Here is a 14,135-nt window from a genome sequence, read left to right on the forward strand (position 1 = left end):
GCAACTATAATTTAATTTCTATAAAGGTTATTCCTGTAGATACTGTCGTGCGTTTTTTCTATCAATCTTTTCGTAAGGAACAAAGTAATATTTCCCCTTTGTTAGCTGTATATCCTCAGGAATTGAATTATTGAAACTCAGGCCATATGCCATTTCAGCAATAATCCTGCCCTTTTCTTTTGCATTATTTAATGCTGTCCCCTCTATAAGCCCACTCTTTATCTGTTCAATAGCCTCTGTCTGTCCGTTTACCCCAACAACCAAAGGCATTGTCTGAACACCAAATTCTTTTAGGGCATCAACAGCACCAAGTGCCATATTATCATCATTTGCCAGAATAAGCTCTATCTGTCGAGGATAGCCCTGCAAAAGGGAGTTTATCTTTGTCTGTGCCTGCTGTCTATCCCAATTGGCAATTTCATCACCAAGACGCTCAATTTCAACGCCGCCTGCAGTGATTGTGTCAACTGAGACACGGCTCCTTATAATTGCATCAGGATGTCCAGCCTCCCCCTCCAGCATCACATACTGGATAACACCATCATGATTTAAATCGATATCTTCCTCTCTATCCTCCCATGCTGAAAGTACAAGCTCACCCTGAATTCGGCCACTCTCCTCAGGCTTAGCCCCCACGTAATAAAGCTTGTCAAAGCGTCGCAAGTCGTCCTCCACAGGTTCCCTGTTAAAAAAGATAATAGGAATGTCCGCAGATTTAGCCTTTTCAATGATAACCGAAGCATCAGTCCTATCCACAAGGTTAACGCAAATTGCGTCGTAGCCCTTTTCAATGAAATCGTCCACCTGCTCATTTTGAACAAGCTGATTCTTGCTGGAGTATACTACGGTTGTAGTCACATCAACCTCTGAATCCTGACCAAGCTTCAGAAGATTTTCCTCGATATTATGCCTGATATCTTCTGTAAACGGGTCGAACTCATTGTACATTGTAACCCCAATCTTTATTGATTTGTTAATCTCCTCCTCAGGCTGATTACTTTTACAGCTACTTAAAAGACTACCTGTAACAGCAAACAGCATTAGCATTGCAATTTTCTTTTTCAAAACATCCTCACTATTTAAATTCTTAATTATTTTGCAAAAGGAAACAGAATCTTTTGGAACTTTTCTGTATACATAGATTCCTTATCAACGACATAATAAAGAGGCACCTGTTTTGCAATGGAAGAGAAAGATTTTCCTGTCAAAACCTGCTTTACTGTAATATACCCAAGGGAATAATCATCTCGATAAGCCAAAGCCTTAACCATGCCCTTATCAAGATAGTAAACAGCCTCCGAACGATTATCGATGGCATAAATATCAAAATTTTTGAAGGTAATATCTTCTTCAAAAGAATAATCCTCAAAGCTCATAGTTTTGAAGTAGATATTGGAATCTTTCAAAAGTGTACCAAGCTGCTCATCCTGCTGATTACAAAGAAGTAAAACACTATTACTGCTATTCTTCAAAATGTAGGATACTAGCTCTTTATTCATGGCATCGTCATCGCCAGTTGAAAGGAAACTAACCTTATCCTCTAAGCCCATTTCAGAAATATAATCTTCAACCTCAGAATGATAATTGCTTGAGACAACTACATAATCTGCCCCATCTTTAAGCTGACGCTTAATAGCTTCAATCTCACCCTCTGCTCCTGCTTCCACCGATGAAGTCACAAACAGTATTTCGCAATCATTATCAAGAGCAGCTGTCTCAGCACCAGTCCGAAGATTTTCCCAAAGATCCATATTATCGCCACTAACCACAAAGGATATGTTTGTCACATCTTTTGTGATTGTGCTGTAATTCACGTAGATAAAAAATTCTATGCCTATCAGCACCAGAAGGCTTAAAAAGAAGGCTATTAAAATCTTATTTTTTCTCATTTTCTACGCCTTTCTTATATTCCTCGTAGGTCAGCTTTGGAAGATGAATAATCGCTGTAGTGCCCTCATCAAGCTCACTTTCAATTGAAAGTCCATAATCATCCTTGAAATAAAGCTTGATACGCTGATTGATATTCCAGAGACCGATGCCTGAGCCCTTCCCTTTGCTCTCTGTTTTTTCCACAAGAAGATTTTCTAAAACTTCCGGCGGAATTCCCATTCCGTTGTCACGAACCTCAATATAAATATCTCCGTCCCTCTCGTAGCCCTTGATGTCAATCTCACCTTCATCATCTAAATCACCCACCGCATGATAAATGGCGTTTTCAAGAAGCGGCTGAATAATCAGCTTGATGGTGATGCAATCCTCGATTGCGGGATCAATATCTATATTAGCTTCGAACTTGTTCTTGTAGCGAACCTGCTGAATTGCTAGATAATTCTTAGCATGAGTCACTTCATCCTTAATAGAAATAATGTTATTACCCTTGCTGAGGGAAATCCTAAAAAGCGTAGCAAGACTTGTAATCATTGAAATCGCCTCAGGGTATTTTTCACATTCAATCATCCAAATTACAGAGTCCAAGGTATTATAGAGGAAATGAGGATTAATTTGGGCCTGAAGAGCATTCAATTCGGATTTACGTTTTTCCTTTTGCTCTGCAACTCGTTCATCCATCATATTTCGCATCTGTACTAGAAGTGATTTGATTGCTCGGCCAAGATGTCTGATTTCATGCGAACCACCAATATAAATTCTTTCTGCATCGAAACGGCCATCCTCAATCTCAGAAAGTGACTCTTCAAGACGTCTGATTGGATCTGTGACAATCTTTGAAATAAACACGTTACCAAAGAGAATCAAAAATACGGTAACTGAAATAATAATAAGCATAAACAGTCTAAGCTGGTTAAAATTAGAAGCCAGCTCTGAAATTGGCATAACAGATACAATACGCCAGCCAGTATAACCAACCGTTTTTACAATAACCGAACGCTGATTTCCCTCAAAGGTCTCGATATAATTGCCATCATTGTAACTGGCTGCCTTTGCATTATTCTCCTTAGCCAGACCAGAATTAATAGCACGCTGTTGTGGATGAAAAATTATTTCACCATCACCGTCTATCAGATAAACATAGCCTGCGCCACGTTCATTTACACGGGAAAACATCTGCTCAATGGCAGAATAATTCATATCAACAAGTAGAATTCCCCTGCGCTGATGGCCCATGTAATTCAAATCTACACTTCTGCTAAGGGAAACAACCCAGTAGTATCGATAATTACTACTTTCGAACATATTTTGAACATGAGGCGTTGAGAAATGAAAATTCTCGATTTTCTCCTCCGTGCTTGTGAACCAGTCCTGCTCCGTGAAATCCACACCTGATTTTCTGGTAGCAATTGGCGCAGCAGAAATAAGAGCACCATCCTGGGAAATACAGGCGATGCTGATAAGATTATCCTTATTTGCCGCATACAAAAGATCCATTTCTTTTGTCATGGTATCACTTGTCAAATCCATGTTTTTGATAACGTTGTAATACATGGAATTTGAAATACCCATCATATTTCGTAAATACGAATTAAGATTCCAGCTTATCTGGTCAATAATCTGCTCATTATTATCTATGGCAGTCTGTCTTGCAGTATTGATATAGTTTGCATAAAACGCAAGCGTCATGAAGGTCATGCTGAGAATGGAAACAACAGTAAATGACAACGAAATAATCAGCTGAATACTTCGTCTCTTGGATGCTCTTCTGACCTTTTTAAGCTGAGATTTCAGGTCTGGTAGTTTCATTGCTCATCCTTCTTCTGTCTGTACTTTGATGGAGAAATTCCATAAGCTTTCTTGAATACATAGCTAAAATAGTTAGGATCATCAATGCCCACAAGTCCCGCAATGATATAGGCCTTTTCATCAGTGTTATCAAGGAGATATTTAGCCTTTTCCATGCGAAGATCTGTAAGATAGGTAACAAAGGTGCTACCAGTCTTCTTCCTAAAAAGCGTTGAAAAATAATTTGGAGTAACATTAAGCTGGGAACAAATTTTATCTACAGATAAATCAGACTCGCTACAGTGCTCCAAAATATACGCCTTTGCTTGCTCCACGAGGTCATTATCCTTAGCAGATGGATTAACAAAATACTTTTCTAAATTTTCCAGATTGCGCCTTAGCTCAACCTCGTCATCAAGACGCACTTTTAAACGTGAAAAGAGCTGACACAGCTCATCAGAATTGACAGGCTTAAGGATATACTCCTCGACGGAAAGTTCGATAGCCTCCTTGGCGTACTCGAACTCATCATAGCCTGAAAGAATTACGAATTTGGTGGTCGGCAGCTCAGCCTTCAGCTGTTTGGAGAACTCCAAGCCATTCATGAAAGGCATATTGATATCTGTCATAACCACATCTGGGCGGCGTTCCAAAGCCATGTCCAAAGCATCAAAGCCATTGCCTGCAGAACCCACCACAATAAAGCCTAGTTCGGCCCAGTTAATCTTTTTCTCGATGGCGACGCGGACTTCCTCCTCGTCGTCTACCAACATAACATTGTACATACGCATTCTCCCTCGTAAAAACCCTAGGGATATTATAGCAAAAAAGATGCCCGAGGGCATCCTAAATCTTACGCTTTGTTACGCTATCAAGCTTATGTTGAGTCGGTAGCCTACAAGCATTGGCTGTAGCTATCAAGCTATGATATTTCTTAAGCGAGACATTTAGTCGAGCGGAGAAATCATCAGGCTTGTAAGCGTAACAGCCTGAAGGCTTGTAGGCGTAACCGACGGACTTTAATTCTTCTTACGCTTTGAGAGTACGTCTACTGTTACGGCGCCAAGGAGAACGGCTCCTTTGACAATTTTTTGGATATCGGTAGACCATCCAAAGAGGGACATACCATTATTGAGGACACCCATTACGAAGGCTCCGACAACGGCGCCGAGAATGGTTCCAGAACCACCGGCTACGGCAGCTCCACCGATATAGCAGGATGCGATTGCATCCATTTCGAAACCGTCACCAGCCTTTGGTGTTGATGAGCCGTTACGAGCTGAAAGAACGATACCTGCAATAGCTGCAAGCACTCCCATGTTGGTGTAAACCCAAAAGAATACTTTATTCGTATCGATACCAGAAAGGTTAGCTGCTTTTCGGTTACCACCAAGGGCATAAATCTGACGACCTGCCACAGTCTTTGTTGTAACAAAAGCATAGATTCCAATAAGCACTACCATGATGAGAAGTACAAAAGGAAGTCCATTGTAACGGGCGAGCTTATAGAAGAAGAACCAGATGATAAATAATTCGATTGCAAGCTTGAGAACAGTCTGCCAAGCAGGAGCAAGGACGAAATTATATTTCTTCTTTGTCTTGATTCCATTAAGCTCTGACCAAACAAGTGCTATTGAAGCAATAATAGCAACTGCGATTGATACCAAATCAAGGATTCCATCACCAAAGAAAATCTTGTAGGTTGGAAGGAAGCCTGCACCAATGAAGTTATACTCTGTTGGAAGAGGTCCCTTTGTCTGAGCCTGAAGCAAGGTATAAGTAAGGCCGCGGCCCATAAGCATTGTTGCCAGTGTAACTACGAATGGTGGAATGCTAAGGTAGGCAATAAAAAAGCCCGCGAACATACCAACTAAAAGACCAATAGCAAGTGCAGCAATAATTGCCACCCACATATTCATCTTGTAGTCCATCATCATAATACCTGCAGTAGCACCACAAAGAGCAACTACAGAACCAACGCCAAGGTCGACATTTCCAGTAAGTACGCAAAGAAGCATACCAATTGCAAGAATAACAACATAGCCATTCTGCATTACCAGGTTGTTAATATTCATAGGGGTAAGGTTTTTACCACCAGTAAGTAAAGCGAATATCAAATAAATAACAATAAGGGCAATAAACATGCCATATTGTTTCATATCAAGATTTGCTCTTTTATTTTTCATATCCATCATCATCCTTTCTATTATGCGCCATTACGCACTGCATAATCTTTTCCTGAGAAACCTCAGCACTTGTGAGCTCGCCTGCTATCTCGCCATCATTAATAACGTATATACGGTCACAGGTTCCGATGATTTCAGGCATTTCAGAGGAAATAACGATAACCGCTTTTCCCTGCTTTGCAAGCTCATTAATAACGCAATATATTTCATATTTTGCACCTACATCGATGCCTCGTGTTGGCTCATCCAAAATCAGCACATCCGGCTGAGTGAGCATCCATTTTGCCAGCACAACCTTCTGTTGATTTCCACCGGAAAGTGAACCAACCACCTGATTGATGGAATTCGCTTTTACGTTAATTCTCTTTTTATAATCTTCAGCAGCTAAAATCTCATCATTACCATTGATAACTCCATGCTTTGAGAAAAACATTGGTCGAGCTGCAATGGTCATATTTTCCTTAATATCACCAATAAGATTCAAACCATTTGTTTTTCTATCCTCAGTAACATAAGCAAGCTTATTACTAATGGCGTCTTTCACAGTATGGATATTCACTTCCTTACCATTAATCTTTACTGTTCCAGAGATTTTCTGTCCGTAGCTGTGTCCGAATACACTCATGGCAAACTCGGTACGACCAGCGCCCATAAGTCCAGCCAGTCCAACTACTTCTCCTGCCCTAACTTCGATGTTAATATCCTTCAGAACCTGACGATTAGGATCATCAGGATGATAAACGTTCCAATTTTTAACCTCAAAAATTGTATCACCGATAGTGACACCTTCTCTCACCGGATATCTATTTGTAAGCTCACGACCAACCATAGCTTTAATAACTCTATCCTCTGAGAAATCGTCAACTCCCTTTACGAGAGTTTCAATAGTTTTACCATCTCTAATAATGGTAACTGCATCTGCAACATAGCTTATTTCGTTAAGCTTATGAGAAATGATGATGCATGTAATTCCTTGTTTCTTAAGCTCAAGCATGATGTCTAAGAGCTTCTTTGATTCTTCGTCATTTAATGCAGCTGTTGGCTCATCAAGAATGAGAAGCTCAACCTTCTTTGCCATTGCCTTTGCAATTTCAATAAGCTGCTGCTTTCCAACGCCAAGTGAGTTAACTGGTGCGTTAACATTTTCATTTTCAAGACCAACCTTGGCAAGCATTTCCTGTGCGCGCTGCCTGGTCTTTGTCCAATCGATAACCCCCTTCATGGAGAGCTGTTCATTTCCCAAGAACACATTCTCTGCAATAGAAAGAAGGGGACTTAAAGCCAGCTCCTGATGAATAATAACGATGCCTTTTGCTTCTGAATCCCTTAGGTTGTGGAATTTGCAAAGCTGTCCATGGTACTCAACATCGCCCTCGTAAGTTCCATAAGGATAAACTCCTGAAAGAACATTCATCAGGGTGGACTTGCCAGCTCCATTCTCGCCACAAAGGGCATGGATTTCTCCCTTTTTCACCTGCAGATTAACATCATCAAGTGCTCTTACTCCGGAAAATTCTTTTATGATGTGCTTCATTTCCAAGATGTAATCTGACATATACTTCTCCTTTTAAAAGGTGGCGACTTTTTAAAGTCGCCACCACAACTCATCCAAATATTATTCTGCTAACTGCTCTTCTGTGTAATATCCGCCGTCAACGATGATTTCCTTGTAGTTATCCTTATCAACTGCAACTGGTGTGCAAAGGTATGAAGGAACAACAAGCTTTCCATTGTTGTACTGCTCAGTATCATTGATTTCTGGCTCTGAGCCTTCAAGAACTGCCTGAACCATTGTTACGCACTTGTCAGCAAGGAGACGTGTATCCTTGTAGATTGACATTGTCTGTGAGCCAGCGATGATGTTCTTTGTAGCCATAAGCTCTGCATCCTGACCTGTGATAAGTGGCCAATCCTCGCCAACCTTATAGCCTGCTCCCTCAAGAGCTGCCTTACATCCATAAGCAAAGCCATCAAAAGCTGTTGCACAGATGTCTAACTTCTCGTCAGCATAGAAGCCTGTGAGGTAGTTCTCGCAGTTCTGCTGAGCTGTTTCCTGAGACCATCTTAAGATACATGTGTCATCGAAAGATGTTCTTCCTGACTTACATACCAATGTGCCATTGTCAAGATATGGCTGAAGGACTTCCATAAGACCGTTGTAAAGCATTACAGCGTTGTTGTCATCCGGAGAACCCATGAAGAACTCGATTGTGTATGTCTCGCTAGTATTTGCAAGATCCTTTGACTCCTCGATGTACTTACCGATTGCTGTACCAACGCCCTTGTTATCGAAGGTTGCATAATAGCTTACAGCATCTGTGTCCATAAGAAGACGGTCATAAGCGATAATAGGAATACCAGCTTCCTTAGCCTGTGCCTCAACATTTACAAGAGCTGATGAGTCAACAGCTGCAATTACTAAGCAATCAGCGCCTGCAGCAATCATGTTCTCAATCTGAGATACCTGAGCCTGAACATCATCCTCTGCGTACTGAAGGTCAACTTCATAGCCGAGAGCCTCCAGCTTTTCCTTCATGTTGCCACCATCATTAATCCATCTTTCTGATGACTGAGTAGGCATTGCAACAGCAACTCTCTTGCCGTTTGACTCTGCAGCTGGTGCTGAATCAGAAGACTCTGTTGTAGTAGCTGCACTGTCATCTGCTGGAGCACCTGTGTCAGCAGGTCCGCAGCCTACTGCTAACCCCATAGCCATAACTGCAGTGAGCATTAAACTTAGAACTCTTTTTTTCATTTCCTTCTCCTCCTAAAAGAATGTGAATTTACGGTGGTCCCCCTGACCACCTAACTACATTTATGTTAGCAATTCACAGAATAGACATAAATATAAAATTCTACACACAACCTTAGAAATTCTACACATATCCTAGATTATCTATTCAATAATTATCAATTGTGCACCCCTTTTTTATAAACTATAAATGTCTACTATCTGAAAAGAAAAATTTCTGACAGGTAGTAGAAAAATTATGGATTTTACTACCTATAGTGGAATCATATTTTCAGGTATTAAAAATGACACTGATTCTACTATCTATATTTGAAACATACTTTTAGATAGTAAAATAGCCTTTAGTTTTAATGTCTATATTGAGGACATCTTCTCAGGTAGTAAAAAAGTCATTAATTTTACTTTCTACATAGGTGACATATTTTAAGGTAGTAAAAAAGGCCCAAGTAATTTGGACCCTTTAACAAATATTCTATACAAGTATCATTTCTACTACAAATACCACAGCGCAGCAGATAATTGCCACACGGAAGAGGCTCTGATTTAGCCAGGCCGCGATGGTGCCACAGATTAAGGCAAGAATACCTGCAAGCTTGCTTTGGGTGGCATCGATGATAGCAGGAAACGTCATTACAGCAAGAGTGACATAAGGTACATAATACAAAAACGACCTTACGAATCGACTCTTTATTGGCTTTCTGAATATGGTAACAGGTGCAATTCGTATAAGCGTACTAACAATAGCTGCAACCAATATGTAAATATAAGTCTTAATCATCATCTTCCTCCTGTGGATGCGGGAAAAGTATTGCTGCAACAGATGCTATAGCAACAGTAAGGATTATAGTCTTCGTTCCACTTGAGATATCTGCAAAGATTCTAAGTCTTGAGCCTAAATAGCTCAGAACAAATGAAATCATAATAAGAACCGCAACTATTCTATGCTTTCTGGCTTCTGGCATAATACAGGCAAGGAACATTCCATATAATGCAACCGAAAGTGCACTAACTGCTCTCACAGGCATCAACTCCCCTGCCACAATTCCACAGGCTGTCCCTAAAGACCAACATATTGCAGCAATTAAAAATGCAGCATAATTATATATTGGCTCAATATAACCTGGACGTTTGATGGTAATTGCAAACAATTCGTCAGTAACCGTAAAACCTACCAATATTCGATGAAGCATGGAAGTCTTTTCGTTAAACTTCTGGCTTAAAGCCGTGGACATCAAAAGGTATCTTGCATTTACAACAAGAGTCATTATGGCCATTTCAACATAGCTTGCACCAGCAGCAACAACGGTGTACACCGCATATTCTCCTGCACTTGCGTGATTCAAAAATGAATTTATAAATCCCTGAATTGGAGTGAAGCTGGCATTTCTGGCAAGAATTCCAAGGGAAAATGCAACAGCAAAATATCCCAAACCGATTGGAACTCCATCTCTAAAGCCATCTCGAAATACCTGTTTTTTAGAAATATTACAAGAATTATTCATAGTTTATTAATACTTTCTGTTTCGCAGAAGTGTAAAATCATATTTGTAGGAATCCTCACAAAGGAGGTTATTATGAAGCCTGGAGTATATGAATCCACACGAAAAAACGGTGATATCTACTATCGCGGCAACATAACCTATAACGGAAAGCACATCAGTATCGGAAGCTTTGACTCTGAGGCTCAGTGCAATAGTGCCTACAAAGAGGCATGGGAAATACTGAAGGATAACTCTATTACTCTGCTCTCCTATCAAAATCATATCTACAACCTTCCATTCGATAAGGTTGTTACTCTAATAAATTTTAGAGACAATCATATTTACATTAAGAATCCGATTTATCTTCAAAAAAATTACTTCGTATATTACTTGGATGCATCCACAGTTTTGAAATTTGATAACGATGACCTTTTCTATTATTCAAGTCATAAAATACAAAACCGCGGTGGACACATGTTCGTCACTGATTACGGAATGCAGTATAACATTCTGGGACGATATGGCATTAAACCATATAGCGTAATCGGACGAGATTACAAATTCGCCAATGGTGACTGCTATGATTTCAGATACTCCAATATCATTGTGATTAACAAATATCACGGGGTCTCGAAAGAAATCAAAAAGGGAAAATCAATCTATACCGCAAAAATCCACCTCAATGGCGATTTCATTGTTGGTCGATACAACAGCGAGGCAAAAGCAGCTGTAGCATACAATAAGGCAGTTGACCTGTGTAAATCCCGTGGAATGCGTAAGGTATTTCCTACTAATTTTGTGACGGAATTCTCCCCGCGTGAATACGCTGACGTCTATACAGAGTTGAAAATTTCCTCGCACCTATACAAATTCTTCAAGAATAAAAACTTCCGCGAAGCCTAAAAAAGGCCACCCGTTACGCACTCAAGCCTTGGTATTACTCCGTCGCGAGATTGGCTCCTTGAGTAACACCAAGAGCTAGATAGCTACGGGTGGCTCGAATAAAGAATCTTAGTTATTTATAAATTTATCTTCCTCATTATTCCAAGAGTAGAGCTTACGAACTTCTTCGCCAACCTTCTCAGATGGGTGCTCAGCTGCAAGCTTTCTCATAGCCTGGAAGTGTACCTGACGTCCAGCTGGTGACATATCAAGTAAGAATTCCTTAGCAAATGTTCCGTCCTGGATATCACTTAAGATCTGCTTCATAGCCTTCTTTGTATCCTCTGTGATAATCTTTGGTCCAGTAATATAATCGCCGTACTCAGCTGTATTTGAAATAGAATATCTCATTCCTGCAAAACCTGACTGATAAATAAGGTCAACAATAAGCTTCATCTCATGGATACACTCAAAGTATGCATTTCTTGGATCGTAACCAGCCTCAACAAGTGTCTCGAAGCCTGCCTGCATAAGTGCACAAACACCACCGCAAAGAACTGCCTGTTCACCGAAGAGGTCTGTCTCTGTCTCTGTTCTGAATGTAGTCTCAAGAACACCAGCACGAGCTCCACCAATACCAAGCGCATAAGCAAGTGCAAGGTCAAGAGCCTTTCCAGTAGCATCTTGCTCTACAGCAACAAGACAAGGAACACCCTTACCTGCAAGGTACTCAGAACGAACTGTGTGTCCTGGTCCCTTAGGAGCTATCATAGTAACGTCAACATCTGCTGGTGGCTTAATGCAACCAAAGTGAATGTTGAAACCATGAGCAAACATAAGCATGTTACCAGCCTCAAGGTTTGGCTCGATGTCCTTCTTGTACATATCAGCCTGCTTCTCATCATTGATAAGAATCATAATGATATCAGCCTTCTTAGCTGCTTCTGCTGCTGTGTAAACTGTAAGTCCCTGCTTCTCAGCCTTAGCCCATGACTTAGAGCCTTCGTAAAGACCGATAATGACATCGCATCCACTCTCCTTAAGGTTGAGTGCGTGTGCGTGACCCTGGCTACCATAACCGATAATAGCTATTGTCTTACCTTTCAATAATGAAAGATTGCAATCTTCCTGATAATAGATCTTTGCTTCCTGTGACATTCTTTTATCCTCCTACTTTTGTTTGTATTATAAAATTACAACATCATCGGAGCCTCTTGTAAGACCTGTAACTCCAGTTCTCGCGAGCTCCAAAATATCGTAATCCGCAAGCATATCTAAAAATGCTGCCAACTTATCCTGATTTCCAGTAACCTCAAGAATCATTGAATCATGTGTAACATCAACAACCTTGCCATGGAAAATCTCAACTATTGTAAGCACATCCTGTCTGTCTGTATTTCTAGCAGAAATCTTTACAAGCATAAGTTCTCTCTTAACAGACATACCATGCTCCAAAACCTTCAAATCAACAACATCTGTAAGCTTTGAAACCTGCTTTTCAATCTGATCAAGAACCTGCTCATCACCATGAGTAACAATTGTAACTCTGGTGTATCTAGGGTCAGCTGTGACTCCAGATGAAAAACTATCAATATTGTAACCTCTGCGTGAGAATAAGCCAGAAATACGGCTTGCCAGACCTGGTGTGTTTTCAACTAATATTGAAAGAACTTTTGTAGATTCCATATAATTAAACTCCTTTATTACTTCACTACTGTGAAGTATGAAACTAAATAAAATAATATCACAACTGACTAATATGTCAATATAAAAATATAATGATGATTATTTTTACAGAATAATCTCTAATAGAATAACCCCTGTCTCCTGTTATGGAGAGTCAGGGGTATCCATAATGTAAAAAAATTTTTAGTTTTCAGGTGCAAAGTTTACTATATTTACATTACCATTGATAGCTTTATCAGATGTATACTGCTTAATAATATTTTCCATCATAAGGATTATAAAGCCCCATCTGTATTGGCTGCCTCTTGTCCTCATAGCATAGTGTAATATAGAAATCCCTGAACTCAAAGCCCTGTTTAGTCCATTCGATATTGCCCTTTTCACAATCACAGTACTCACTGTAATCTATCCACTGGAGAACCTGCATCAAAGGTCTGTCCATCATCTTGCAGGTAGCTTCTTTGAAGGTCCATACCTCAGTGAATTTTTTATCTACCTCAGCCTTCTTAATCGACTCCAAATACTCAATATCATATCTGGTAAAGAATCGCTTCACCAAATCCGGATCGTATTTACGAATTCTTTCAACATCAATTCCAACAGGCTTATCAGAAATAGCTGCCACAGCAAAAAAATCTGCATGACTCAAACTGAAATCAACATTCTTCGGTTGAATAAAAATTGGTTTCCCCTGAGAGGTCGTTGAATAAACATAGGGTCTTTGGATGTGGTTCTCCCACAAAAGCTTTTCTAAAAGATGGGCAGCGCCTAGTCTCTCACACTTCCCCTTTAGGGTTTTGGCCTCATCAACATGAGCCCTCCTCTGAGGACTTATCATGTCATAAACTTCATCAAATATGAAAGGATTTTGTAGTGGTTCACAATTGTAAGCAGCGGCTTTAATCATAGGCTCCCCCTGTTCTTATTTAAAAATAGGTATTTGCGAAACTCATTTAACCTTAACAAAAGAATTCTGGAACGCTTTTTTGATGGCAAAGACGTGAACTGGGCTGATAAATCCCATCTTAGGCGCACTTGAATAAGGCTGATGTCTTATTAAGTTGGTAAGCCCTATGCTATGAGGGGCTTGAGGCTTCTGATGTATTCATGGTGATGAATCTTGTCAGCAAGTACTACAGATATAAGCTGAGTAATTCCTGCAAGTATCAGATCAGCATGCAGAGTCTTCTCATTTTGAGTGCGGCGTCCAGCCAAACAAAGATTATCCTTCATATGGTTGTATTGATAGAGATAGGCATATCAATACAACGGCTATATATTGGCTAATATTTTTAACTATTTTGAACTATTGACCAGGAAGGGTAGTTGAAACACGCTTCAATCTATCGGTTAAATGGGTGTTTATCACAACCTAAGTTGTATAGAGAAATACAGGACTAAAAATTCACACCAATTTTTAATCCATTTCTACAAAAATAGACATAATCTGATAACTTCAGTTAAAAAACATCA

The 14,135-nt window shown here is 40.0% G+C and carries 13 protein-coding genes and 1 pseudogene; 1 reads left to right on the forward strand and 13 read right to left on the reverse strand.

What is annotated here, in order from left to right; all coding sequences use genetic code 11:
* Nucleotides 1-27: 27 nt before the first annotated feature.
* The 9 genes from FXF36_RS13100 to FXF36_RS13140 all read right to left on the reverse strand — a co-directional run bounded on the left by FXF36_RS13100 (nucleotide 28) and on the right by FXF36_RS13140 (nucleotide 10,115).
* Nucleotides 28-1,065, reverse strand: a complete 1,038-nt coding sequence (locus tag FXF36_RS13100; protein ID WP_151624806.1) for a galactose ABC transporter substrate-binding protein — start codon at nucleotides 1,063-1,065, stop codon at nucleotides 28-30.
* A gap of 26 nt (nucleotides 1,066-1,091) precedes the next feature.
* Entirely contained in the window at nucleotides 1,092-1,889 is a 798-nt protein-coding gene (locus FXF36_RS13105) for a type 1 periplasmic-binding domain-containing protein (RefSeq protein ID WP_151624808.1), read from the reverse strand.
* The gene (locus FXF36_RS13110) at nucleotides 1,876-3,696 is read right to left on the reverse strand and encodes a sensor histidine kinase (RefSeq protein ID WP_151624810.1); all 1,821 of its coding nucleotides are present in this window, start codon (nucleotides 3,694-3,696) and stop codon (nucleotides 1,876-1,878) included. The genes FXF36_RS13105 and FXF36_RS13110 overlap by 14 nt, the downstream gene beginning before the upstream one ends.
* On the reverse strand, nucleotides 3,693-4,460 hold the full coding sequence (locus FXF36_RS13115) for a response regulator transcription factor (protein ID WP_243143511.1): 768 nt from the start codon (nucleotides 4,458-4,460) through the stop codon (nucleotides 3,693-3,695). The genes FXF36_RS13110 and FXF36_RS13115 overlap by 4 nt, the downstream gene beginning before the upstream one ends.
* 234 nt (nucleotides 4,461-4,694) lie before the next feature.
* Entirely contained in the window at nucleotides 4,695-5,861 is a 1,167-nt protein-coding gene (gene mmsB, locus FXF36_RS13120; protein WP_243143512.1) for a multiple monosaccharide ABC transporter permease, read from the reverse strand.
* Nucleotides 5,851-7,416 (reverse strand): multiple monosaccharide ABC transporter ATP-binding protein, encoded by a 1,566-nt coding sequence (gene mmsA, locus FXF36_RS13125; RefSeq protein WP_151624814.1) that lies wholly within the window; start codon nucleotides 7,414-7,416, stop codon nucleotides 5,851-5,853. Before mmsA ends, mmsB begins: the two co-directional genes overlap by 11 nt.
* 60 nt (nucleotides 7,417-7,476) lie before the next feature.
* Nucleotides 7,477-8,616, reverse strand: a complete 1,140-nt coding sequence (gene chvE / locus FXF36_RS13130; RefSeq protein WP_151624816.1) for a multiple monosaccharide ABC transporter substrate-binding protein — start codon at nucleotides 8,614-8,616, stop codon at nucleotides 7,477-7,479.
* A gap of 469 nt (nucleotides 8,617-9,085) precedes the next feature.
* Nucleotides 9,086-9,391: a branched-chain amino acid transport AzlD family protein gene (locus tag FXF36_RS13135; protein ID WP_151625803.1), complete on the reverse strand. Its 306-nt coding sequence runs from the start codon at nucleotides 9,389-9,391 to the stop codon at nucleotides 9,086-9,088.
* A complete protein-coding gene (locus tag FXF36_RS13140; protein ID WP_151624818.1) occupies nucleotides 9,384-10,115 on the reverse strand; it encodes an AzlC family ABC transporter permease in 732 nt (243 codons plus the stop codon). Before FXF36_RS13140 ends, FXF36_RS13135 begins: the two co-directional genes overlap by 8 nt.
* Nucleotides 10,116-10,187: 72 nt before the next feature.
* Here FXF36_RS13140 and FXF36_RS13145 point away from each other — a divergent pair, with 72 nt between their 5' ends.
* Entirely contained in the window at nucleotides 10,188-10,997 is an 810-nt protein-coding gene (locus FXF36_RS13145) for a hypothetical protein (protein WP_151624820.1), read from the forward strand.
* A 108-nt stretch (nucleotides 10,998-11,105) separates the two neighbouring features.
* Here FXF36_RS13145 and ilvC read toward each other — a convergent pair whose 3' ends face one another.
* The 4 genes and pseudogenes from ilvC to FXF36_RS13165 form a co-directional block, all read right to left on the reverse strand.
* Entirely contained in the window at nucleotides 11,106-12,134 is a 1,029-nt protein-coding gene (gene ilvC, locus FXF36_RS13150; RefSeq protein ID WP_151624821.1) for a ketol-acid reductoisomerase, read from the reverse strand.
* A 27-nt stretch (nucleotides 12,135-12,161) separates the two neighbouring features.
* The gene (gene ilvN / locus FXF36_RS13155; RefSeq protein WP_090170574.1) at nucleotides 12,162-12,662 is read right to left on the reverse strand and encodes an acetolactate synthase small subunit; all 501 of its coding nucleotides are present in this window, start codon (nucleotides 12,660-12,662) and stop codon (nucleotides 12,162-12,164) included.
* Between the two features lie 250 nt (nucleotides 12,663-12,912).
* Nucleotides 12,913-13,569 carry a 4'-phosphopantetheinyl transferase family protein gene (locus FXF36_RS13160; protein ID WP_151624823.1) on the reverse strand — a complete coding sequence of 219 codons (657 nt, stop codon included), beginning with the start codon at nucleotides 13,567-13,569 and terminating at the stop codon, nucleotides 12,913-12,915.
* Nucleotides 13,570-13,733: 164 nt separating this feature from the next.
* A pseudogene (locus tag FXF36_RS13165) lies at nucleotides 13,734-13,901 on the reverse strand (ISNCY family transposase); the annotation flags it as partial.
* Nucleotides 13,902-14,135: the final 234 nt, after the last annotated feature.

The sequence above is a fragment of the Pseudobutyrivibrio xylanivorans genome (assembly GCF_008935055.1).
GTDB classification, from domain to species: Bacteria; Bacillota; Clostridia; order Lachnospirales; family Lachnospiraceae; genus Pseudobutyrivibrio; species Pseudobutyrivibrio xylanivorans_A.